Annotated in this window: 21 protein-coding genes and 1 tRNA gene; 8 read left to right on the top strand and 14 right to left on the bottom strand. The window is 58.2% G+C overall.

What is annotated here, in order from left to right; translation table 11 throughout:
* Positions 1-3 precede the first annotated feature (3 nt).
* A complete protein-coding gene (locus tag ACR0DS_RS08125) occupies positions 4-756 on the top strand; it encodes an ABC transporter permease (protein ID WP_480475310.1) in 753 nt (250 codons plus the stop codon).
* Entirely contained in the window at positions 753-1,550 is a 798-nt protein-coding gene (locus ACR0DS_RS08120; protein ID WP_480483323.1) for an ABC transporter permease, read from the top strand. The genes ACR0DS_RS08125 and ACR0DS_RS08120 overlap by 4 nt, the downstream gene beginning before the upstream one ends.
* Positions 1,551-1,877: 327 nt before the next feature.
* Here ACR0DS_RS08120 and ACR0DS_RS08115 read toward each other — a convergent pair whose 3' ends face one another.
* The 4 genes from ACR0DS_RS08115 to ACR0DS_RS08100 all read right to left on the bottom strand — a co-directional run bounded on the left by ACR0DS_RS08115 (position 1,878) and on the right by ACR0DS_RS08100 (position 7,499).
* Positions 1,878-3,293, bottom strand: a complete 1,416-nt coding sequence (locus ACR0DS_RS08115; protein ID WP_480538896.1) for an FAD-binding oxidoreductase — start codon at positions 3,291-3,293, stop codon at positions 1,878-1,880.
* A gap of 103 nt (positions 3,294-3,396) precedes the next feature.
* Positions 3,397-3,654 carry a DUF4242 domain-containing protein gene (locus tag ACR0DS_RS08110; RefSeq protein WP_267366859.1) on the bottom strand — a complete coding sequence of 86 codons (258 nt, stop codon included), beginning with the start codon at positions 3,652-3,654 and terminating at the stop codon, positions 3,397-3,399.
* Between the two features lie 26 nt (positions 3,655-3,680).
* Entirely contained in the window at positions 3,681-7,277 is a 3,597-nt protein-coding gene (locus ACR0DS_RS08105) for an adenylate/guanylate cyclase domain-containing protein (RefSeq protein WP_480558931.1), read from the bottom strand.
* 146 nt (positions 7,278-7,423) lie between these two features.
* A tRNA-Val gene (locus ACR0DS_RS08100) sits at positions 7,424-7,499 on the bottom strand.
* 243 nt (positions 7,500-7,742) lie between these two features.
* On the opposite strand from ACR0DS_RS08100, the gene modA reads away from it, so the two are divergent.
* From modA to modC, 3 genes are read left to right on the top strand one after another with little or no spacing between them, the layout of a single operon-like run.
* Entirely contained in the window at positions 7,743-8,522 is a 780-nt protein-coding gene (modA, locus tag ACR0DS_RS08095) for a molybdate ABC transporter substrate-binding protein (RefSeq protein WP_480558932.1), read from the top strand.
* A 5-nt stretch (positions 8,523-8,527) separates the two neighbouring features.
* Positions 8,528-9,220: a molybdate ABC transporter permease subunit gene (gene modB, locus ACR0DS_RS08090; protein ID WP_480483331.1), complete on the top strand. Its 693-nt coding sequence runs from the start codon at positions 8,528-8,530 to the stop codon at positions 9,218-9,220.
* Complete coding sequence (gene modC / locus ACR0DS_RS08085) at positions 9,217-10,317, top strand: molybdenum ABC transporter ATP-binding protein (protein ID WP_480483333.1); 1,101 nt, start codon at positions 9,217-9,219, stop codon at positions 10,315-10,317. Before modB ends, modC begins: the two co-directional genes overlap by 4 nt.
* 2 nt (positions 10,318-10,319) lie before the next feature.
* On the opposite strand, the gene ACR0DS_RS08080 is transcribed toward modC, so the two are convergent.
* Together ACR0DS_RS08080 and ACR0DS_RS08075 are read right to left on the bottom strand one after the other, a co-directional pair.
* Complete coding sequence (locus tag ACR0DS_RS08080; RefSeq protein ID WP_480483335.1) at positions 10,320-11,246, bottom strand: Hint domain-containing protein; 927 nt, start codon at positions 11,244-11,246, stop codon at positions 10,320-10,322.
* Positions 11,247-11,759 carry a toxin-activating lysine-acyltransferase gene (locus ACR0DS_RS08075; protein WP_209507836.1) on the bottom strand — a complete coding sequence of 171 codons (513 nt, stop codon included), beginning with the start codon at positions 11,757-11,759 and terminating at the stop codon, positions 11,247-11,249.
* 182 nt (positions 11,760-11,941) lie between these two features.
* Here ACR0DS_RS08075 and ACR0DS_RS08070 point away from each other — a divergent pair, with 182 nt between their 5' ends.
* Positions 11,942-12,349, top strand: coding sequence for a hypothetical protein (locus ACR0DS_RS08070; RefSeq protein ID WP_480558934.1), 408 nt, complete (start codon positions 11,942-11,944; stop codon positions 12,347-12,349).
* Positions 12,350-12,352: 3 nt separating this feature from the next.
* On the opposite strand, the gene hemF is transcribed toward ACR0DS_RS08070, so the two are convergent.
* The 4 genes from hemF to clpS are packed head-to-tail and all read right to left on the bottom strand — an operon-like array spanning position 12,353 to position 15,432.
* Positions 12,353-13,237, bottom strand: a complete 885-nt coding sequence (hemF, locus tag ACR0DS_RS08065; RefSeq protein WP_209507834.1) for an oxygen-dependent coproporphyrinogen oxidase — start codon at positions 13,235-13,237, stop codon at positions 12,353-12,355.
* A 5-nt stretch (positions 13,238-13,242) separates the two neighbouring features.
* Positions 13,243-14,043, bottom strand: a complete 801-nt coding sequence (locus ACR0DS_RS08060) for an SDR family NAD(P)-dependent oxidoreductase (RefSeq protein WP_209507832.1) — start codon at positions 14,041-14,043, stop codon at positions 13,243-13,245.
* A 37-nt stretch (positions 14,044-14,080) separates the two neighbouring features.
* Positions 14,081-15,046: a class I SAM-dependent methyltransferase gene (locus tag ACR0DS_RS08055; protein ID WP_480545977.1), complete on the bottom strand. Its 966-nt coding sequence runs from the start codon at positions 15,044-15,046 to the stop codon at positions 14,081-14,083.
* Between the two features lie 44 nt (positions 15,047-15,090).
* On the bottom strand, positions 15,091-15,432 hold the full coding sequence (gene clpS, locus ACR0DS_RS08050) for an ATP-dependent Clp protease adapter ClpS (protein WP_209598551.1): 342 nt from the start codon (positions 15,430-15,432) through the stop codon (positions 15,091-15,093).
* A gap of 93 nt (positions 15,433-15,525) precedes the next feature.
* Here clpS and ACR0DS_RS08045 point away from each other — a divergent pair, with 93 nt between their 5' ends.
* Positions 15,526-16,227 (top strand): HAD family hydrolase, encoded by a 702-nt coding sequence (locus tag ACR0DS_RS08045; protein ID WP_480538886.1) that lies wholly within the window; start codon positions 15,526-15,528, stop codon positions 16,225-16,227.
* A 279-nt stretch (positions 16,228-16,506) separates the two neighbouring features.
* Positions 16,507-17,901: a D-alanyl-D-alanine carboxypeptidase family protein gene (locus tag ACR0DS_RS08040; protein WP_480483349.1), complete on the top strand. Its 1,395-nt coding sequence runs from the start codon at positions 16,507-16,509 to the stop codon at positions 17,899-17,901.
* A 55-nt stretch (positions 17,902-17,956) separates the two neighbouring features.
* Here the strand turns inward: ACR0DS_RS08040 and ACR0DS_RS08035 are convergent, their stop codons facing one another.
* The 4 genes from ACR0DS_RS08035 to ACR0DS_RS08020 form a co-directional block, all read right to left on the bottom strand.
* Complete coding sequence (locus ACR0DS_RS08035; RefSeq protein WP_480558937.1) at positions 17,957-19,204, bottom strand: hypothetical protein; 1,248 nt, start codon at positions 19,202-19,204, stop codon at positions 17,957-17,959.
* Positions 19,205-19,354: 150 nt separating this feature from the next.
* On the bottom strand, positions 19,355-20,116 hold the full coding sequence (locus ACR0DS_RS08030; RefSeq protein ID WP_480558938.1) for a LamB/YcsF family protein: 762 nt from the start codon (positions 20,114-20,116) through the stop codon (positions 19,355-19,357).
* A 12-nt stretch (positions 20,117-20,128) separates the two neighbouring features.
* Positions 20,129-21,127: a 5-oxoprolinase subunit C family protein gene (locus ACR0DS_RS08025; RefSeq protein WP_480558940.1), complete on the bottom strand. Its 999-nt coding sequence runs from the start codon at positions 21,125-21,127 to the stop codon at positions 20,129-20,131.
* Positions 21,124-21,873, bottom strand: coding sequence for a 5-oxoprolinase subunit B family protein (locus ACR0DS_RS08020; protein WP_480558941.1), 750 nt, complete (start codon positions 21,871-21,873; stop codon positions 21,124-21,126). Before ACR0DS_RS08020 ends, ACR0DS_RS08025 begins: the two co-directional genes overlap by 4 nt.
* Positions 21,874-22,415 lie beyond the last annotated feature (542 nt).

Genomic DNA, 22,415 nt, shown 5'->3' with positions numbered 1-22,415 from the left:
GCCGTGACCGGATTTCTGGAATCACTTGGTTTGGCGCAGAGCGCAGAGCTTCTGTCGCTCTCGCCGCCGGGGTGGGGGGCCAATCTGCTACGCGGATTGTCCCACTCCTTGCAGATCGCTTTTGGCGCATATGCGCTGGGCCTCGTGATCGGATTGTTCGGAGCGTATGGCAAACTTTACGGCGGGAAGGTCACGCGCGACCTTCTTGCCATTTATACGACCGTGATCCGGGCCGTGCCGGAACTGGTCCTGATCCTGATCCTGTATTACGTGGGATCCGATATTATCAACAAAATATCTGCTGCCATGGGTGGTGGCCGCGTCGAGATCAACGGCGTTGCCGCAGGCATTTGGGTGCTGGGCGTCGTTCAGGGCGCGTATGCGACCGAGATTCTGCGCGGTGCCATTCAGGCGGTTCCGCCCGGTCAGATCGAAGCGGCGAAATCCTACGGGATGCCGGCCTTCATGACCATGCGGCGCGTCACAATCCCCGCCATGATGAGCTTTGCGGTACCGGGTCTGGCCAACTTGTGGCTGATTGCAACCAAAGACACCGCATTGCTGGCCGTTGTCGGCTTTAACGAGCTGACGCTGGAAACGCGCCAGGCGGCCAGCAGCACGCGGGCCTACTTCACCTTTTTCCTGGCGGCGGGCTTCCTTTATCTGATGGTTACGCTGTTTTCGGGTGGAATCTTTGCGCGGATTGAGAAATGGGCCCGTCGCGGCCAACCCGCTCTGAACGGAGGCAGCAGATGATCGACCTCAGATCTCTGATGCAACCTCATCGTATCGTGATGATGCTGATCTTTGCCGGGATCGCGGTTTGGTGCGCGATGACATTGCGGTGGGATTGGATACCCAATTATGCGCCTCTTGCATTGAAGGGTATCTGGACCACGCTTTGGTTGCTGGTTGTCACGATCGTTCTTGGATTTTTACTGGCTGTACCCCTTGGATTAGCGCAGGCCGTTGGGCCATGGTATCTTGCGGCACCCTCAAAGGCGTTCTGTACCATCATTCGCGGCACACCGCTGCTTTTGCAGCTTTGGTTGCTGTATTATGGCCTCGGCTCTCTGTTTCCGCAGTTTCCATGGATACGATCGTCTGAACTTTGGCCGTACCTGCGTCAGGCTTGGCCCTATGCGGTGCTGGCGTTGACACTTTCTTATGCGGGTTATGAAGGCGAGGTCATGCGCGGAGCCTTCAAGGGCGTTGCCAAAGGACAGCTGGAGGCGGCCAAGGCTTTTGGTATGCCAAGGCTGACGATGTTTCGCCGCATCTGGTTACCGCAGGCAATCCGCAATGTTCTGCCGACTTTGGGCGGTGAAACTATCCTGCAATTAAAGGCAACACCGCTGGTCGCCACAATAACCGTGGTTGATATCTATGCCGTGTCGTCCCGTGTGCGTGCCGATACGTTTATCGTCTACGAACCGCTTATCCTGTTGGCTGTATTCTACATTCTCGTAGCGGGCGTAATTGCTTTGGTGTTCCACTGGCTCGAGGTGAAGGTTCTGGGAACCGGACGCCGCAATGGGCTTGTCGGATAGTTTCGGCCAGTAGTCGAAAGAAACTTGCCCCGCGAATTCCGAGGCGGTTATTCGATGAATTGTTCTTAGCGACCCAGATTGCAGGCTTAAGCGTAAAACAGGTGTTTGAAGCGGGATCAGGGACGTCGGTTCGGTCGCGCCCCGCAAGTTCAACGCTCTAAGGATACAGCATCTAGGGTAGCTGCACGACAAGAGGGCATGAGTGCCAGCGCGGCCATAGGTGAGAGGAACCGCTTGGCGCGATAGCCGAACAGCGAGAAAAATTGAGTGGTGCTAAGACAGCGGTCCCAACATCAATGCAGTTCGGGAATTGCCACTCTGGTTGTCTTACGTTGGTAGAATATTGTGGTTCATCCTGAACAAGTTGGTGGGATCGTACTTTCCTTTGATCTTGGACAGCTTTTCGCCGTTCACTCCATAAGCGCCTTTCATGTGATCGGATTGGTCTTCAGGCATGAAGTTCACATAGGCACTGCCTGTTGAGTACGGTTTCATCTGTTCGTACAGCTGGCGTGCCCAACCGATGCAGGTGTCATCCTTGTCAGGGTCTTCCCATCGCGTGTGGACATTCATGATGAAATGCGCAGATCTTTGTGGGTAGGCGGTAGAAGCGGGCTCAACGCGGGCCATCGCGCCACCGACATGAGCAATGAATACCTCGCAGGCGGGATCAGGAAGAGTGGAAATCGCGTCCAGCAGGTCCGTGATGGCGGCCGGGGGCAGCGTGTTGAAGTCATGACTTTTCCAATAGTTGCGGACGCCCGGCGACAACAGAGGATCAAAAGCCGCCTGCCAGTCCACGAATCTGTGCGGTGAAATGACATCCACAATCGGCTCACCCAGCGCGCGCAAGGCCGACATCGCTTTTTCACCTTCATCCATCGGGCCGCTATAGCACGCTGCGAAAATCAGCACTTCGCGCCCGTGCCACTCTTCCGGCAGGAACGGGAGCGGCGGCGCCTTTCGCATCACGCTCCAGACGGTGAGCTCATCGGGGGACGTGTCCGCAATGGCCACAAATTCGGAAAGCAGTTCTGGTGCCTTTTCGATCGGGTGCACGATCAGGCCGGACAGGATATCGGGCCCAAGATCATGCAACTGGAATTCGAATGAGGTGACGACACCAAAGTTTCCGCCACCACCACGAATGGCCCAGAAAAGTTCCGGGTGGCTCGTGGATGATGCGGTGACAATCGCGCCATCCGCTGTGACAACTTCTGCCGACAGAAGGTTGTCGATTGTCATGCCGAATTTCCGGGTCGTCCAGCCGAAACCGCCGCCCAGGGTCAGCCCGGCGATGCCGGTGGTCGAATTTATGCCTGTGGGGACGACAAGACCATGGGCCTGTGTTTCGCGATCAACGTCTCCAAGCAACGCACCGGGTGCAACGCGGACAGTTTTGCGGGCAGGGTCCACGTGAACCGAACGCATCTGGGACAGGTCCAGCATGACGGCCTTGTCCGCGACGGCGTGCCCTGCAATCTGGTGCCCACCTGATCGAACGGTCATCATGAGGCCTGCTTGTCGGACGAAGTTAATTGCCTTCTGGACGTCGCTCGCCCCCATCGCACGGATCACGAAGGCGGGGAAACGCTCGAACATGCTGTTCCAGGTAATCCTGGCTTCTTCGTATTCCGGGGTTCCCGGCAGGTAGACCCCGCCGCGCAGTGAGGCATCAAGCGCGTCCAAATCGCCTTGATCCACAGTTGCGATATGTCCGTCGAGTGCTTTCAGGTCAAACATGCTTAGGCCTCCCTTGTTTCAGGAAAGGTTTCGCGCACGGCTGCCTCGTGAGTTTGTTATTGCCCTGAGAAGGGGATACTTGGTTGTGGGAGAAAGCTGGTCGTCAGGCAAATAGTCCCGGATCGATCCGATCTACCGGCGTGATGACATCGGCAGGAATGTTCAGACGCTCGGCTGCTTTTCGCAGGCTTTCTTCATCCGGGGCTTCGTAAAGGCAGTATGTTTTGCGCTTATCTGCGCTGAGGAAGGAAAAGATCCATTCAATGCCGACTTCGTCGTTGATTTCTTTGATGTGAATTTTGTCGTTGTCGCTGATATTCAGCTGCTCGGCAAAATTCCGTTCAATGATGTATCGTGGCATTATGCCCCCCAAGCATTTTCCGGGCCTTAACTGGCTACCCCTTCGAGCTTTGACTTAAGGGAAACCATACTCAATTTCTGTGATATTGCCAACGCTTCCCCTTCCAGTTGAAACGCCAGTTCCAAATCGCTGGGGCGGCCCTGTTGTCTGAGTGCTGATGCATACGCTGCCTTGGAATGCGCAATCCAGGGCGGGCAATTCATCCTCGTGTCAATCTCGATGGCTTTCCGGAACATCTTCCCGGCAATTTCCCAGTCTTTCAGCACCGTTGCCAGGTTCCCCAAGCGTCGGGCTGCGGCACCCGTGCAAACTGTGGTTGCCCCTGCGGTGATCGTCAGGTCTTCGTAAGGTTGCAGCATGCCGTAAAGCGTCTGGGCATGATCCGGATGCCCGACAGCCACGCAGATGTCGGCAAGATAGGACAGAGTTGTTGAATACATGGCATCTGGCGGCAGGTCGAAGCCGTTTTCCGCCATTTCATTCAGTATTTTTTCGGCTGGTTCCGTGTACCCCAGTTCGGCTGCGATAAGGCCAAAACCCGGCTTCCACGAGATGTCTTCGGGGCTGTCGGTCATCAGTTTCTTGATCACAGGCGCGACCTCGTGCAGGCGGTTCTGCTCGCGCCGGATGGTAAACATCTGAACGCCGAAAACACCCTCGACATGTTCGCCGTGCGTTTTTCGACCGATCTTGACCGCTTCGGTGGCGTGCTTTTCAGCCTGAACAAAGTCGCCTTCCATGATTGCAACCATGGCGCGTGCGTGTTTCTGAACCCAATAGAGTTGCAGATGATTGTCCTTTTCTGAAATCGCTGTCAGCAACTCAAGCGAGTTGTCCATAAGGTCGCGGTCGGCCATTTCAGCGCCGACAAACAGGCTGAGCGTCCGGTCGCGACCTTGGTCTATGGTGCCAAGCTTTTCTGCCACCCGATGCATGGCGTCCAGATTTTCACGCCAATGGCGCGCCTCTCGCCCGTTGCGCGCAACGAAGGGCGCCCCAAAATGCATCATCATTACTGAAAACTGGGATTTATGGTCACCCAGCTTTGCCGCCAGTTCCATGGATTGCTGACCAAAGCGGGTACCCTCGGAAAACTGACCGACAAACATATACGCCCGTGCAAGTTGGCTCATCAACCGGCACCGCCTGACTTCGTCACTGTCAGACAGGTCTTTCAGCGCCTTGTCACAAAGGTCAATGGCCTCGTGATGTCGCGTACTTGTCATCATGCACGAGTCAGCAAAATGATTGGCTGCATCGGCTGACAACTGCACATCGTGGAGTTTCCGTGCAGCGTTAGATGCACTTTTCAGAACCGCCATCGCCTCGGACAACTGACCCTGGCTGTCATGGCTGCGGCCAACCAGGATCATGCCCCTGACCATTTCCGGGCTGGTTTCCGAGTTCAGACGCTTAGCCGCTTTAAGCGTCTCCTGGGCATTGGTCATCGCTTCCTGGCTGGCTGACCGGGCCAATGCCATTTCAGCCGCAGCTTCCCATTTGTCGAATGCGGCGCGCCAATCTTCTGCTTCTGACAGATGGCGGGCCACCAGTTCCGGGCGGCGTTCGATTTCAGCTGATCGCATCGCGATCAGTGCTCGGGCAACATCTGAATGTTGCTGCCTGCGGGTAGAACTTAACATGGATTGATACGCCGTATCGCGGATAAGGGCATGGCGAAACACGAAATGCCCGCGGTTGTTTCCGCTTTCAAAGATCAGTCCCGTTCGCGACAGTTCTTCGAGGCGAAGATTGATATCCGCGCGTTCCAGCCCCATCGCGGCCTTTGCCAAGTCTGGTTCAAATTCCCGCCCAATGACGGACCCCGTCAACGCAACCTGTTTGGCCTCGGGCGAAACTGCATCAAGCCGCGCCATCAAGGCGCCCTTCAGCGACGATGGTATGTGGACTTGTCCCTGCTCATCAGCATTTACGATTGCTTGGGTCAATTCTTCGACAAACAGGGGCACGCCGTCCGTTTTTTCGATGATCGTCGCGATCAAGGCATCGTCAGGGTCCTTGCCGGTGATATTGCGGACCAGATCCGAGACATCAGCAGAACCGAACCGGCGCAGCAGGAGTGTTTGAACATGCGTGTCCCCGTCATCGCGGGCCAGGTCCCACCCAGGTCTGTGGGTCATCAGGACCATCAGGGGAAGATCGGTGCAAATCGCCTTGACCCGCTCCAGCAGGGCTTGCGTCGAGGGATCGATCCAATGTGCATCCTCAACACACAGAATAACCGGGCGTACACTTGCCCGGACCTGCACCGCATGGATCAGGGTTTGGATCGTTATGTCGCGTTGCTCCTGCGGCGACATCTCGAGAACTTCACGAGCCAGCGCGCTGCGCGGCGCAACCAGCGCTGCAAAGACAGGCAGAACCTGTTCCCAGTCCAGACCTTCCCGGCCTTCCAGCAGCTTCCTGACATGTTCCAGAATTTGATTGTCGTCAAAATCCGGTTCAACGCCCGCATCCTGTGAAATTCGCTGGGTGACCGGATGAAAGGGGCTGCTGGTCAGATAGGGCGAGCAGTTCAGCCTTATCACATCGGCTTGTCCGGTTGCTGTAACGTCCGCAAGAAACCCCTCAGTCAGGCGCGACTTTCCAATCCCCGCCTCCCCCGACAGCAGAACGACCTCACCATGACCGTTTTGGGCACGTTGCCACGATTGCAACAGGATACCCTTTTCGTAGTCCCGGCCAATCATGGTGCTGCCAGCGTCATCCTTGTATGACGCGCGAAACCGGCTTTCCGCGCTGCGTTCCGATACGACCTTCAACAAGGTCCGAGGGTCTTTGAAACCCTTCAACTGAGTTGATCCAAGGGTCTCGAACTCGAATATCCGGTGCAAGGCGGCTTCGGTTTCTTCTGCAGACAAAACCACCGAGTTTGGCAGGGCGTGTTCCTGTATCCGCGCCGCCAGATTGACCGCCGGCCCGGTCATGGCACCTTCTTCGTACGAGTTTTCGCCGATCGTGTCACCGACCACGACATCGCCGCTGGCAATACCCAGTCTGGCTGACAAACGCTCACCGTCAGGGGCGTTGAGCTCTTCAACCCGACGGACGCACTCAAGCCCCGCCTTTATCGCGCGAATGGCGTGATCTTCGTAGGCTGTTGGCCAGCCGAAAAACACAAGAAGACCGTCGCCAAGATATTTCGCGACATAGCCACCATACCTGCTCACTGCCCCCGCGACGGTATCCTGATAGTTCTGTAGCAGATCCCGCATGTCTTCGGGATCAAATCGGTTGGTCAACTCCGTCGAGCCGACCAGATCAGCGAACAAGACTGTCAGATGACGCCGCTCAGCCGCAGGTGCGATGGGCTTTTTTGCTGGTGCAGCTTCGCCATGCACATCATCAAGGGCGGATGGCTGAGTTTTCTCGCTGGTTCGCTCCCCTGCGGCTGGCGCTGATGAAGACAGGCGCCCAGAGCCAACCAAATCCTGAACCGCCGCAAGGATGATCTTTCGGTGACCAAGGCTTACCCCAAGCTCTTTCAGGTCGTCGCCTGTCAGCAATGGCAAAACCCGCGCATCAATGTCGTTTTCCGCAAAGGCACTTGCGTACTGACCCAATCCGAGGTCGTTTAGCCACGTGTCCATTTCAACCGACATATCCGGATCATGCTGAGATACGTGTCACTAATCAAGAAAACGCTATTTACTCAGCGGGGCGATCAATGCGCAGCGGACACAGTTTCACGCGCAGCACAGCAAAATGTGCCAGTCACGTAAGACCTTGATAAATTGTGGGGAAAGGATGGTGGGTGATGAGAGACTCGAACTCCCGACATCTTCGGTGTAAACGAAGCGCTCTACCAACTGAGCTAATCACCCGTGACGCTGCATGTAGCCAAGCCAGCGGGCGGGCGCAAGAGGGTCTGTGAGATTTTTATTCCGCGATGGGTTGCGGATAGGAAATGCCGCCCTCAAAGACGCCAGCCTCGGTGAGCATGGGCTTATGAGGCAGGTCTGCGTGGGTTTCAGGCATGTGGTCTGGAAAAGATCAAAGGCGCTTGCAAGCGCCCTATGGCCTCCGATATGCCCGAAGAGACTGCAACTTTCCGGTCGGGAGCACACATGATCCTACCCTTCGCCTGCCGTATCTGGATGGTGGCACTGGTCCTTGGCGCATTTGTGCTGGCTCCGGTCCGGGCCGGGGCAGAAGGGGTTTTGGTTTTCGCCGCGGCCAGTCTCAAGACCGCTTTGGACGAAATTGCAACGGAATACACAGAGCGGACGGGGCAGGATGTCACCGTGTCTTACGCGGCGTCTTCGGTACTGGCGCGGCAGATTCAGCAGGGTGCGCCTGCGGACGTGTTCATCTCGGCCAACGCCGAATGGATGGATTATCTGGAACAGCAGGGCTTGTTGCAGCCGGGGACACGGTCGGATTTTCTGGGCAACAGTCTGGTTCTGATCGGCGCTGCTGGGCGTCCTGATCTGGGTGACATTCGGACGGTTCATGACCTCAGGGCCGAACTGGGCGAAGGCTTTCTGGCCATGGCGCTGGTCGATGCGGTGCCCGCCGGTATCTACGGCAAGGCGGCTTTGCAGGGGTTGAACCAGTGGGAGGCGGTGCAGGAGCGTGTGGCGCAAACCGATAATGTGCGCGCTGCGCTGGCCCTTGTGGCAACCGGTGCCGCGCCTCTGGGGATCGTTTATCGATCGGATGCGCAGGCGGAACAGCGGGTCAGTGTTGTGGCCAGTTTTCCGACCGACCTGCACCCTCCGATCATCTATCCGGCGGCGATGACAGGTAATGCCACAGGTGCGGCGCGGGCTTTTCTGGATCATCTGCACAGCGATGCTGCTATGGTTATTTTTCAGGAGCAGGGATTTTCCCTGCCGGGCGGGTGATCGCGTTGGAGTGGTTGGGCCCCGCCGAAGTTGAAGCGCTGAAGCTGTCGCTGCGCGTGTCGTTCTGGGCGACGCTGGCGACCTTGCCGTTCGGCATTTTTGTTGCCTACATTCTGGCTCGCTGGCGGTTCCCCGGGCGGCAGGTTCTGAATGGTCTGGTGCATTTGCCTTTGATCCTGCCGCCGGTTGTGACGGGGTATCTGCTGTTGCTGACCTTCGGCATTCAGGGGCCGTTGGGGCGGTTCTTGGCCGAGTTCGGCATTGTGGTTGCCTTTCGCTGGACTGGGGCCGCGCTGGCCGCTGGTATCATGGCGTTTCCGCTGATGGTCCGGGCGATACGTCTGTCGATCGAGGCGGTGGACCCGAAGCTGGAACAGGCGGGGGCGACGCTGGGGGCGTCGCGGCTTATGGTGTTTCTGACCGTGACCTTGCCGATGATCCTGCCCGGTGTCATCGCCGGGGCCATTCTGGCCTTTGCAAAGGCCATGGGTGAGTTTGGGGCGACGATTACATTCGTGTCGAATATTCCGGGCCAGACGCAGACATTGCCATCGGCTGTTTACGCCTTTTTGCAGGTGCCGGGGGGCGAAGCTGCTGCAACACGGCTGGTCCTGATCTCGATCGTCATTGCCATGGGCGCGTTACTGCTGTCGGAATATGTGGGACGGCGCGCCGCCGCGCGGGTGGCCGGATCATGAGCCTGTCCGTTCGCTTGCATCATCAGCTGCCGGGGATCGATCTGGAGGTCAGTTTTGACGCGCCACCCGGTGTGACTGTGCTGTTCGGGCGTTCCGGGTCGGGCAAGACCACGATTGTCAACGCGGTGGCCGGATTGCTGCGGCCGCGCGCGGGCAGAGTGGCCGTGGATGACTGGGTGTTGATTGACACCGAACGCGGGCACTGGCTGCCGCCGCACCGGCGGCGGCTGGGCTATATCTTTCAGGAAGGGCGGTTGTTCCCGCATCTGACCGTGCGCCAGAACCTTGCCTATGGCCGCTGGTTCGCCCCCAAAAGCGCGCAGCGTGAAGACCCGGAAAAGGTCATCGAGATGCTGGGGATCGGCCACCTTCTGAATCGCCGTCCAGCCGGGTTGTCAGGGGGCGAGAAACAGCGCGTGTCGATAGGCAGGGCGTTGCTGGCCAGCCCGCGACTGATCCTTGCAGATGAACCGCTTGCGGCGCTGGACGAGGCCCGCAAGGCGGAGATTCTGCCCTATTTCGAGCGTCTCAGGGATGAGGTGTCTGTCCCGATCCTGTATGTGACCCACTCAGCCGACGAGGTGGCCCGTCTGGCCACATCGGTTGTCGCTTTGCAGGATGGCAGGGTCGTCCGCCATGGCCCCGCGTCCGAGGTTCTGTCGGATCCGTCCGTGGCGCCCGCAGGTGTGCGCGCGGTCGGGGCCGTGTTGGAAGTGCAGGTGCACCAGCACCACGCTGACGGGTTGACCGAGCTGAACGCAAATGGCGCGCGTCTGTTTCTGCCACGTATCGGGCAGGAGGTCGGCGCGCATCTGCGAATTCGCATTCCGGCGCAAGAGGTGATCCTGTCCGTCCAAAAGCCCGAGGGTCTGTCGGCATTGAACGTGCTCAGCGGGACGGTCGACTCGATCCGGTCGGGTGAAGGTCCCGGAGCGATCGTGTCGGTCAGGACACTGGCTGGGACTGTTCTTGCACGGGTCACGCGCCGGTCAGTTGCGGCGTTGAACTTGCAGCCGGGCAGCACGTGCCATGCCGTGATCAAGACGGTTGCACTGGCCCCGCAGAATGTCGGTGGCCGTATCGGGACTGGCACCTGACCTCAGGCAAGTGCGCGGGCTTCGTGTTCCAGCAGGATAAGGCGCGCGGCGCGCCCAAACCCCTGATGGCCAGAGGAGGGACGGTCGGGAAATATGGCGGCCAGTTCCTGGAGCGCGTCGGATGAAAGGGTATGTAGCGCCTCTTCCCCCAGAAACAGGCTTTCTGCCTGTGCCCCATCCGCCGAGAGGATTTCGTGCCGATCCAGCAGGATGTGAAGATACTCGACCGTTTCAACCGAGGTATCGAGCCCTATTCCGGGCCATCTGCACAGGTGCTTGGCGGCAACCAGCGCTTCGGTGGTTCCGAAAAGCAGTTCGACCCGGGGGCCTTTCACCAGAATACGGTGCTGCTGAGACACCAGAAGATCCCGCGAGGGTGTGTTGGATCCCAGACTGCTTGCCGAGATGCGAACGGGCCACATTGCGGGTTCATTGCGTAATCGGTCGGGTGGGATCGTGCTGCTTTCGATCCAGCGAACAGGTTGCAACCCGTGATCGGCTGTCGCCACCTTGTCCCCGACCTTCAGGGTCTCTATGGCGCGGGGGCCGTTTTCGGCCTCGATCAGGGTTCCGGCTACGAAACACACGCCTTCGATCCGGATGACCACCTCTACCGGGTCCGGGGAGCCGGTAAACGGAAGTGTAATCGGACCGGCTTGCGTTGTTCCCGAGACACTGATGAAGAAGGAATCAAAAACAACTTCACCATTGTCGAGGCTGTCGAAAAACGTCGGATCGACCGTATAGGTCCACTCACCGGTATTTGGGTCGATCGTGGCTGTACCGTTGGCAGGGGGTGTCGCAATTGTCCAGGTTTGGGTGAGCGGTGTAAAGTTTCCGTTGTTCAGCGTGGGTTGCCCCATCGCCACATTGGGTGGGGACCCGGTCACGTTGCCGGTCAATTCACCTGTGATCGGAACTGAAACCAACTAGACCTCGCCTTGTTGCAGCATCCGCTCAAATTCCTTCTTTCGGTACAGGCGCATATGAACCTCGCCTGCATCGTCCCGTGTCCATTCGACAATCCGGTTGCGTGTCATGTCGCTGTCCATTCGGTTGGTGCGCACGCGCGGATGCGGGATCTCTTGCTTGAGGATATCAACAATCTGGCTGGTCTGTCCAAACGGCGCGACAAGGTCGATGATCCAGAAGGAAGACCCGCTGGTAAAATCCTTGTCTGTCAGTGAGGTTTCTTTCACCGCATAGCGATATTCGGCGTCGGGGCTGAGACCGGCAAAAGTGACAAATCCGCGGGGAAAGCCATTTTGCCTGAAGATCTGGTATTGGCCCAGGCGGAACGGGGTTTCGAACGCATAAAGAACTTGCGCAAGGTTACGTTTCTGGTGCGTTTTTGTCAGACCCGCGAGATAGAACATCGCCCCCAGATCCGCATATTTCTCGGGTGGGAAATCGAACCAGTCTTTTGGAAAACTCTTGTTCAACGGAACTGCCGACAGTTTGATGCGTTATTAATTCTTTCGGGTAGTGTACTTGTTTCCGGCGATATGAATAGTGGAATTTCCCCGGATAACTGTGCCGGCGCAGCTGGTTTGCCCCACTTTACTCGCAGGGTGTCGTGGTTATGCTATCGGTATTGGTACCATTGTTTCGGGATATCTGGATCATGCGTTTTCTCAAGCCATTCATCGCTGCCACACTTGTTATGACGCCTGCGGTGGCCGGGGCCGTTGGGTTCGGCCTGTCAGTCCGGCCGCAGTTCCGAACCGAGATCACGCCCTTGCCGGACGGGGTTTACGAAGTAAAGGCTGTCGGTTCATCCGCGCCGGTCAATTATTGGTGCGGGATCGGAGATTATGCCATTCGCACACTGGGCGTTCCGAACTCGCAGAGGATCTATATCTGGCGGGCGTATGAACCCGGCGTGCGAACGGTGCAGTTTTCCATGACTCCGCCGCCGGGGGCCGATACGAAACCCGGCTATTCGATCACGGTCAAGAAAGTCGGAGCAAACATGTCGGCGGTGTCGGCGCAGAACTATTGCTACGACAATTTCATCATGGACCCGTTCTGATCGTCAGACCCATTTTGCCATCGGAGGCAGGCTCATCAGAACGGCATCCGGGTCATGCCCGGTTTCCAGACCGAATTTTGTGCCCCGGTCATAGACAAGGTTGTATTCCGCATAAAGGCCGCGATGCACCAGTTGGGTGGTCTTGTCCGCCTCTGAGAAGTTCTGAACGCGGCGCCTTTCGACCAAGGGCAGGAAGGCCGGCAGAAAGGCCCTGCCAATGTCCTGTGTCAGGGCAAAATCCGCCTGCCAGTCACCGGTACAATAGTCGTCCATGAATATCCCTCCAACGCCGCGCGCGCGTTTGCGGTGAGGGATGTAGAAATACTCGTCAGCCCAATCCTTGAGGCGCGGGTAATGGGCGGGTCCGTGCGGGTCAAGATGCGCCTTTTGCGTGGCGTGGAAATGCGCGGTGTCCTCGTCATACTCGATGCACGGGTTGAGGTCCGAGCCGCCACCGAACCACCAGGCATGGGGTGTCCAGAACATGCGTGTGTTCATGTGGACCGCCGGGACATGGGGGTTCTGCATATGGGCGACAAGGCTGATACCCGACGCCCAGAAGCGCGGATCTTCGGTCATTCCGGGGATGCCCTTGCGCGCCGCCATCGCCTGTTGCGCCCGGTCGCCCAGCGTGCCGTAGACGGTCGAGACATTGACTCCGACCTTTTCAAACACACGCCCGCCGCGCATGACCGACATCAGCCCGCCGCCCGCGTCTGACCCATCGTCCGATTGGCGTTTGGTTTCCTTGACCTCGAACCGTCCGGGTGCGGCATCGGCAAACGGCCCGTCGGTGTGGCTGTCTTCAAGGGCTTCGAACGCTGCAACGATGTCATCGCGCAATTGGCGAAACCAGGCGGAGGCGGTAGATTTTTCTGTTTCGAACATGGGTCTTAATGTGCAGGGGCCGCGACCGGGTCAAGCAGGGTACGGCCACCATCGATTGTCAGGATCTGCCCGGTAACGAAACCAGCTGCATCAGACGCAAGATATTGCGCGGTTTCCGTCAGTTCCGTTGCCGAGGCGATACGGGCCAGGGGCGTATGCTTTTCGATATCGACGCGGTAATCGCGGTTGTCCTTGAGGGTCGATTGCAGCGATGCGCTCATGACCGAACCCAGCGCAATCGAGTTGACGCGGATCCGTTTCGGAGCCAGCGCAACCGCAAGGGATCGGGTCAGCTGATCCAGTGCAGCGGTCGAAACGGAATAGGCCATCAGGTCGGGGTGGGTTCGCCGGGCCGCGATCGAGGACAGGTTGATGATCGTCCCCGCCGGGTTTTCGACATCGCCGTCGGCTTGCTTGATCATGCGATTTGCGACCAGCTGGCTGAGCCGCAAGGCGGGCATCAGGTTCTGGTTCAGCAGGGTGCGCATCGAATCGTCATCCGGATCCAGCGGATCAGACGGGATCACCTGTCGTGCGCCGTTGACCAGAATATCCACCTGGTCGAACGCATCCAGCGTTGCAGATAACAGGTTGGCAATGGTCAGCTTTTCGCGCAGATCACCCGCAAAGTACCGGATATTGCTGCCTTCGGCCTGTTCTCCAAGCTCGTCGATCAGGCGTTTTTCATCTATGTCGGCAAACATGACATTTGCGCCCGCATCCGCGAAATGCCGCCCGATGGCCAGGCCGATGCCATTGGCTCCGCCCGTTACGATTGCTGTCTTGCCAGCGATGGAAAAGGACATCCGAATCCTCCTGAATTTGGGCGCAGGTTAACGGGCCTTAACGCCGAGGGCGAGAGGCCTGGAATACCTTGAACCGGTTGTCGCCGGCAATTTCACCGACCTGAGCGAAATGTTCGTTCAGTGTAGCTTCGTAAGGAAGGTGCCGGTTGGCGACCATCCAAAGGGTTCCGTTGCGTGTCAGATTGCGGGCGGCGGAGGTTATAAACCCTTGCCCCAAGGCGGGATCCGCGCTGCGAGACGTGTGGAATGGCGGGTTCATCACAACGGTGTCGATAGGTTCCGGGGCGGTCCAGGATACGGCATCGCTCCAGTGGAAATGCGCCTGGGATTGAGTGACATTAAGCCGCGAGCAGGTCAGGGCCGCATGGTCAGCTTCGACCAGATGCAGCGAGGTTATCCCGCAGCGCTTCAGGATTTCCGCAGACAGATACCCCCATCCCGCACCCAGATCGGCCACGCGGGGACCAAGCCGGTCAGGCAGAGTCTTCAGCAACAGGGCTGAGGCAGGATCAATCCCGTCCGCTGAAAACACACCCGGCGCTGTGTGGTATCCGTCAACCATCTGATGTTTCGGCGCGGCCCAGTCCGCAAAGGCCTGATCATCGGCCTGAAACCAGAAAATCTTGCCATGTGCTTTGGAAAGCGGTCCCTCGACCGGAACCCGCTTGCGCACATCCTTCAATATGCTGTCCACACCGTCCGTCTTGGCACCGTCGACGACAACCAGGCCGCTCGCCCGCGCACAGGCCTGATGAATGAGCGACCGGGCCAGTGCCTTGGCGCGGGGCAGAAAGACAATGGCGTCCTGACAGGGGCCATCTGCGTCGGGCACCGTTTCAAAACCCTGCGCGGCGAAATGGTCGTGAAATGGTTTGAAAGGCTGCACAACTTGTGCGCCGCCCGCCAGCGCAGACAGATCATGGTCGGGTGTGGGGCAAATCACGCTAAGAGGGGGGGACAGCGTCAGGCCGTTTTGCAAGGCAAGTTCCAGACGAGGGGACATGGGCAATTCCGGCTGAGAGAGGCGCGCGCGTCAGGCCAAAGGCCTTACTCTTCGCGTTCCATTGTGCATTGCAAAGGGTGCTGGTGCCTGCGGGCAAAATCCATCACCTGACCAACTTTGGTCTCGGCAATTTCGTGGCTGAAAACACCGACTACGGCCACGCCTTTCTTGTGAACGGTCAGCATGATCTCGAACGCCTGCGCATGGGTCATGCCGAAGAAGCGTTCAAGCACATGCACCACAAATTCCATCGGTGTATAATCGTCGTTCAGCAACAGGACCTTGTATAAAGGCGGACGCTTGGTTTTTGGGCGTGTCTGTACCAGGACGGACGCGTCACTGTCGTCGTCCGGCTTGTCAGACATCATCCAGATCATTTCAAGCATCGTGTGCAACTGTCCGATTCAGGCTTGGGGTTTATCTTGGCGCTTATATAACGTGTGCATGGCCAGTGAAAAGAGCAAGCGGACGTAAACGGGATGACGACCAAGCTGACGACAATCGGGTTTGATGCAGACGACACCCTTTGGCATAACGAACGGTTTTTTCAGATGACGCAGGCTCGTTTTGCTGAACTCTTGGCCGATCATGCCGATCGTGATCACCTGATGGACCGTCTTCTTGCGGCAGAAAAACGAAACATTCAGCGCTATGGGTACGGCATCAAAGGATTTGTTCTGTCGATGATCGAGACGGCGATCGAAGTTACCGAAAGCCGCGTTCCGGCCTGGGTCATCCGGCAGCTGATCGAAGCGGGGCAAGAGATGCTGGCCCATCCGATCGAGCTGTTGCCCCATGCCCGCGAGGCCGTCGAAGGTGTTGCCGATGCGTATCGGGTTATCCTGATCACCAAGGGCGACTTGATCGATCAGGAACGCAAACTGGCCCAGTCCGGGCTGGGTGATCTGTTCGATGGGGTGGAAATCGTTTCCGAAAAGACCCCCGAAACCTATCGGTTCGTGTTCGACCGTCATGGTGATGGCCCGACTGCCGCAATGATGATCGGCAATTCGATGCGGTCAGATGTCGTAGCCCCGATTCAGGCCGGGTGCTGGGGTGTCTACGTGCCCCACGGTCTGGTCTGGGAGGTGGAACATGCAGAAGCCCCGGTCGAAAGCACCCGATTCCGCGAGTTGAGAGATTTGGGTGATCTGGCCGATCTGTTGCGCGACCTGAAGTGATGTTGCCTTTTCGCCTCAGTTTCACATAAACCCTGCCGCAACCGGGCGCAGTTTTGCCTTTATCGCACATCTGGTGGTTCTGAGGGGGAAATTCGCAAAATATAGCCTCAGCCCAGAGGCAAAACGAAACTGCGAAAACCTCAGCTTTCGGTTTATTTCATTGGGTCGCTGTGATAGCCTTGGAGACAATAAAATAAATATTGCTGACCGGGAAAACCCGGCAGCGCGAGGCAGACAGAGGCAAAGATCGTGCAGATTCGGCGGACAGTTCCGGCCCGAATGGGCTTTTTCCTTATAGCGTTGCTATGTGTGCTGGCGTTTGCGCCGCTCAGGTCCATAGCGGCGCCTTATGCAGCTATGGTGATTGACGCCCGAACTGGCGAGGTGCTGCATTCACGAAATGCGGATGCGCGGCTGCACCCGGCCTCGCTGACCAAGATGATGACGCTCTATATCGCGTTTGAGGCGGTGCGAAACGGCGAGATCACACTGGATACACCCGTTCGGATTACCCAGAAGGCAGCCGCAGAGCCCCCGTCGAAGCTGGGCCTGCGCGCGGGCCAGACGATTGCGTTCCGCTATCTGATCCGCGCCGCTGCGGTAAAATCGGCCAACGACGCGGCCACGGCGATCGGCATTGCCATCAGTGGCTCGGAAGCGGCCTTTGCCCGCCGTATGACCCGAACCGCCAAAGCGATGGGGATGAGCCGCACAACCTTCAAGAATGCGCATGGTCTGACCGAGGCAGGGCACCTGTCCAGCGCGCGCGACATGACCACGCTGGGACGGCATCTGCTGTATGATTACCCTCAGTATTACAACCTGTTCTCGCGTCAATCGACGGATGCCGGTATCAAAACTGTTCCCAACACCAACCGCCGCCTGCTGGCTGCCTACAAAGGCGCGGACGGGATCAAGACCGGATACACACGTGCGGCGGGGTTCAACCTGGTGGCGTCGGCCAAACGCAAGGATGAGCGTATCATCGCAACTGTCTTTGGCGGTAAATCCGGGGCGTCGCGGAATGCCAAAGTTGCGGAACTGCTGGATCTGGGGTTTCGCCGTGCCCCGTCTCGTGCACCTATCCGCAAACCTGAGCGCCCGGTCTATGCGGGCAATGTCGGGTTGGGGGGCGATACCCAGGTCGCAGCGCTGAGCGGAGCACCGAAATCCAGCCTGCGCCCGCTTGGGCGCCCGAGTGCCGGGACACAGGTTGCAAGTGCGGTTGCTGCATCGGCAGACCAGAACAGCGACCGTATCAGCAGCGGCATTGCCGCAGCGATTGCCGAAGCGGATGTTGCCCCAACCGCCCCGCCGGTTGAAACGTCGGACACCCGCCCGGCATTGCGCCCGGACAATCTGGTGCTGGCCTCGACCGAGCCCGCCAGCCCACCAGAGCCCGAGCAGGAAGTGATTACCCGCCTGTCCTCGTCCGGTGGGCATCTGTGGGGGGTCAATGTGGGCCGCTACACCACACGATACGAGGCCGAGAAGATTCTGCTGAAAACGGCGCTGTCGGAGATGACCACGCTGGATGGCAGTCTGCGCAAGGTCAGTCAGAGCTCGCGCGGCTTTGATGCGACATTCCAGGGCATGACGCGGGAACAGGCCGATCTTGCGTGTCGCCGTCTGCAAGCCCGCAATGTCACCTGTTTCATGATCGGGCCATCATAAGGTCCGGCATATTCTCTCCTGTTGGGTCTGGGCTGCGGTCATCCGCGGCCCTTTTTTAATCGAAGACGTGACCGTGCTGATATTGTTCGTCCTGTCCCGCGGCGGCGGTCAGGGCGGCGACATTGTCCTTGGTGAAGAACCCGTCATACTTGTGACACCGTTCGATATATTCAGTGATCAGCAGCGTGTTCTTCGAGTGTTTCGAGAAGATCTGTTTCAGGTTCGGGTCGTCTTTGCATTCGCCCACCACATGGGCCAGGAACGGCACGCCCTTGTCTTTAAGCGTGTTCACGACAAAGTCGACATTCTTTTCCCCGGCACCATGGTCGCCATCCTTGATCTCGACGGCCATGTGATGCAGGCGACGGCCAAAATTGCGCACAAAATCCTCGGTCGGCATCGGCAGCTTGGCGAATGAGTTGACGAAGGACGGCGTGTTGTTGGCGGTGAAAACCTTGGCCGGAGATTTCTTGTCATCGTCCACATTGGCGTTGCGGTTCACATTGGTGGACGAGTTCATGTCGAAGATGTTGTAAGCCCCCCAGAAATAGTAGGGCACCATGGTCAGGAATTCGAGGATCGCATCCTCGCGCTCACCCGCCAGCACGCGCGTCGCCAGATGATCGATGCCCAGCATCAAGGGCGCTATTTTGCTGTCCGATCCGAACGCGGCTGCCTGATCCAGCCGGGCTTGTTCCGCGTCGCTCAATAACACACGATCACCAAGGCCCAGGCTGTCTGTGTCGTTGAAATCAAGTGTCGAATACCCGACCCGGTTACAGGTGAAATCGGACGGGGTCGTAAAGCGGAAGCCGTCCAATGTGTAGAACGGGTTTTCTGTGTCTCCCGCATATTCGAAGCGGATATTCTGATCCTCAAGCGTCCCGGTCAGCGCCTTCAGATCACAGGCGCCGAAAATCTCGCCAACATACCGCGTTTGCGGCGTATTGCGGGCCAGCGGGTACATGCGATTGATGCGGGGGATGAAGTCTTCGAAACCGGGGCTGAGCGGGGCCATCACGATCAGCGCGGGATAATCGGGATGCGAATGCAGGACCGAAAATTTGTGGGTCTGCCCCAGATAGCTGGCGGTGTGGCGATAGGGTGTCATCACGTAAAGCTCGACCAGCGTATCGAACAGCGCGCCGGTTTCGACCTGCATACAGATCGCGCGCATTGGCCCGACCTGATCGGCGATGCCCGAGCTTGTCCGGCGCTCGTAGATTTTCGGAAGGTATTCCGCGAAGAAGTCCGAGTTCTTCTTGTCGCCCCGGGGTTGATAGGACATCAGATCAAAGGACATTCGACTACCTCCTTGCGCGACACCCCAACCGAGGCGAGCTATCGCTTGAAATTGTAGGTTTCAGAACATGTGCTTGCCCGTCATGCTAGGCGCTGAGACCTGTACGGGCAACAGTCGTGAAATTGGGTTGCTGACGTTAACGCATGATGTTCAGCGGGTGAATTTCGTCACCTCGACACTTCCCCCGATCAGGCTTTCGCGAACTGAGCGGGCAATCTGAACGGCAGTTGGACCATCCCCGTGCAGGCAGATCGTGTCGATGGACGTTTCCAGCCGCTTGCCGCTTTCGGTGATGATCGCACCTTCGCGGACCATGTTCAGGATGCGAGGTCCGGCGACGTCGGCATCGTGGATGACGGCGCCGGGCAGGCTGCGGTCGACCAATGTTCCGTCGTCGTTATAGGCACGGTCGGCAAAAATCTCGCCCACCCAATTGCACCCGAGTTCACGCACGGCCTCTTCCTGTTTTGTCGCGGCCAGCACCATGACGATGATATCGGGATCAACATCCAGTGCACCCTGATAACAGGCGTGCGCCATATTGATATCGGCTGAACACATATTGGCCAGCGCCCCGTGCAGTTTCAGGTGCCGTACCTTGGTACCAACCGCCGTGGCCATGCCGATTGCGGCCCCCAACTGATACCGGACCAGATTGCACAGGTTGTCATGGGGCAGCTTCATGTTCCGCCGGCCAAACCCCTGCAGATCTGGAAAGCCGGGATGCGCGCCGATGCCTACGTCGTTTTCGGCCGCCAGTTTCATCGTTGATGCCATCACATCCGGATCACCGGCATGAAACCCACAGGCGATGTTGGCCGAGGTGATGATTTTCAACAGGCTTTCGTCATCGCCCATTTTCCAGGGACCAAAGCTTTCCCCCATATCGGCATTCAGATCGACGCTTGGCATTGGCACATCTCCTTAGTCGGTGGCAGAGATCACTCCGCCGATCAATTGGTAGGACAACAGGTCCGGTATGTCATGGGGATCACGCACCAGTGCCTCGACTTTTGAGGGCAGGTGCGCAAGGTCTGACAGGAACGCTTTGTGCATTTCTTCAGCCTGTTCCATGCTGACAAATTCGAACCGGATGTCGCCGCCTGCGGGTGTCTGTGCCGCGCGGGGCATATCGCATGGCAGAACGGTCGCGATACGAGGGTACCCGCCCGTGGTCTGACATTCCGGCAACAGGATGAACGGGTCGCCAGTGCCGGTCATCTGGATATCGCCGGGGGTGATCACCTCGGACAGGATATTCAGCTGGCCCGAGGCTGCAAAGCCATCGCCGTCGCTATCTACCTGCATGCCCATCCGGTTGGCGCGTGCGCCGCGCCGGAAATTGGTTTGGGCAAACCGTTCAAGCGTCGCGCCGTCAAACAAAGATGTCTGAAAACTGGCAACCACATGCAGCACCCCGCCCGAAAACCGCTCGACAGCAGCCAGTTTCATCCCGCTGTTGCCTGCATCCGGTCCACGGGTCAGCCTGTCACCCTGCTGTAACGCCCGGCCAATCCGCGCTGTCAGATGGGTGGAGCGGGACCCCAGAAAAACCTCGGCATCAATACCGCCGCCCAGATGCAGATAGCCGTAGTTTCCAGCCAGCGTCGCCCCGATGACCAGCCTTTGCCCGGCGCTCAGTTGGTGCGAGGCGTTCCAGGCGACAGGGCTGCCATCAATGCTGGCCTGCATTCGTGCGCCAGTCAGGGCGATGCGCGTGTTATGCGTCGCCTCGAACTCGCCTCCCATCCCGGCCATCTCCAGCGCCGCAAGGTTTGGGCTTTGATCCAGCAGCGCCGCCCCTTCGTGCAAGGCCAGAATATCCGCGGCCCCTGATCGGGACAGCCCCTGATCCAGAAAACCTGTGCGCCCCTGATCCTGAATGGTGCAGGCCGGGCCAATCCGGTGGACGATCAGGCTCATGGCGCGATCTCCTCACAGGTTGCGCCGCCTGTGCCGTCCTCGTTGTTGACTCTGATGTGTTCCAGAACGTCGCGGGAAACGGGCTCGAACAACAGTTCATCGCCGGGTCTGAGGGTAAAGGCCTCGACCCTTTCGGGACGGAAACACCGAAAGGCGGTCTGCCCGATATGCCGCCACCCGGTTGGCGTCGGCCCGGAAAACAGAACAAATTGCGAGATCGCCAGAACCAAAGCCCCTTCCGGCACCATGGGGGTCAGGCTTTGCAGCCGGGGAATGTTGAATTCGGGTCCCAGAGGCCCAAGATAAGGCTGCCCCGGAGCGAAGCCGATGGTCAGAACCCGCACGCGGGACTGTCCAAGCCGACGTATTGCTTCTTCCGGCGACAGGCCGGCAGCAGCGGCGGCATCGTCAAGCTGGGGGGCAAGGTCGGTCCCGTAAACTGTCGGAACGCGCCACAACCTGCGACCTGCGGGCAGGGGTGTAGTGTACCAGTCTTTCTGGTCAACCAGATCCCGAAGCTTTTGCAGCATTTTCTGATGAGAGATGCGCTGCGTGTCGAACCGAACAAAGGCCGAGCCCAGGGAGGCTGACGACTCGGTCACCTCATCCCAGTGCAGACGATCGACTTCAGACCGAAACGCCAGCGCTGCCCGGTTCGCGGTGTTGGTCATCCTATCCGAAAAGGTCACCAGCGCGCCGTCAAATCCGACGGTTCTGACCAAAGGAAACTGAATGTTGCGCGCCATTGCTGATCTGCTTTCGGATCGAAGAGTGAATTGGTGGAACCTGACCGCATCTTTAGGGGATGCGCAAGACAGGGCGTTCAATAGCGGACATTGTGCCTGTTCCGTCCACATCCCGGCAGGGAGCGACCCGCAGTATTAGGCGTCCGGCGGGGGTGAGAGGTTTTTGACCGGATTCTGGCCGCAGTTCCGACTCGTTTTCCCGTTTCGAGTCGCCCTGACTTGTATCTTGAAATCGCGGAGTCTCTATATCTTGTGTCGGCCCATTTTATCTTATGGGGCTTGCCAGTCAGATCAAGCCAAAAAGTACCCGGACAGAAGGGTGGAGGTCAATTATGAATGATTGTAAGCTGTTGAAATAAAACAATAAACAAAGAAAATTCAAAAAAAAGACCAATAACGTCATTTTCCGCTTGCGGGTTTTGAGAGTAATACTTAGAACCCCCTTCACCGGCGCAACTGAGGTTGGCCTGACGGACTGGAAAGACGGTTGAGACGCACCGGAGAGACGGTGGGCATCTGAGGTTGAGGTTTAGGCGGTTTCG

Source organism: Ruegeria sp. AF5, assembly GCF_056541905.1.
Note: the sequence above shows the minus strand (reverse complement) of the source record. Positions and strands in the feature narration are given on the sequence as shown.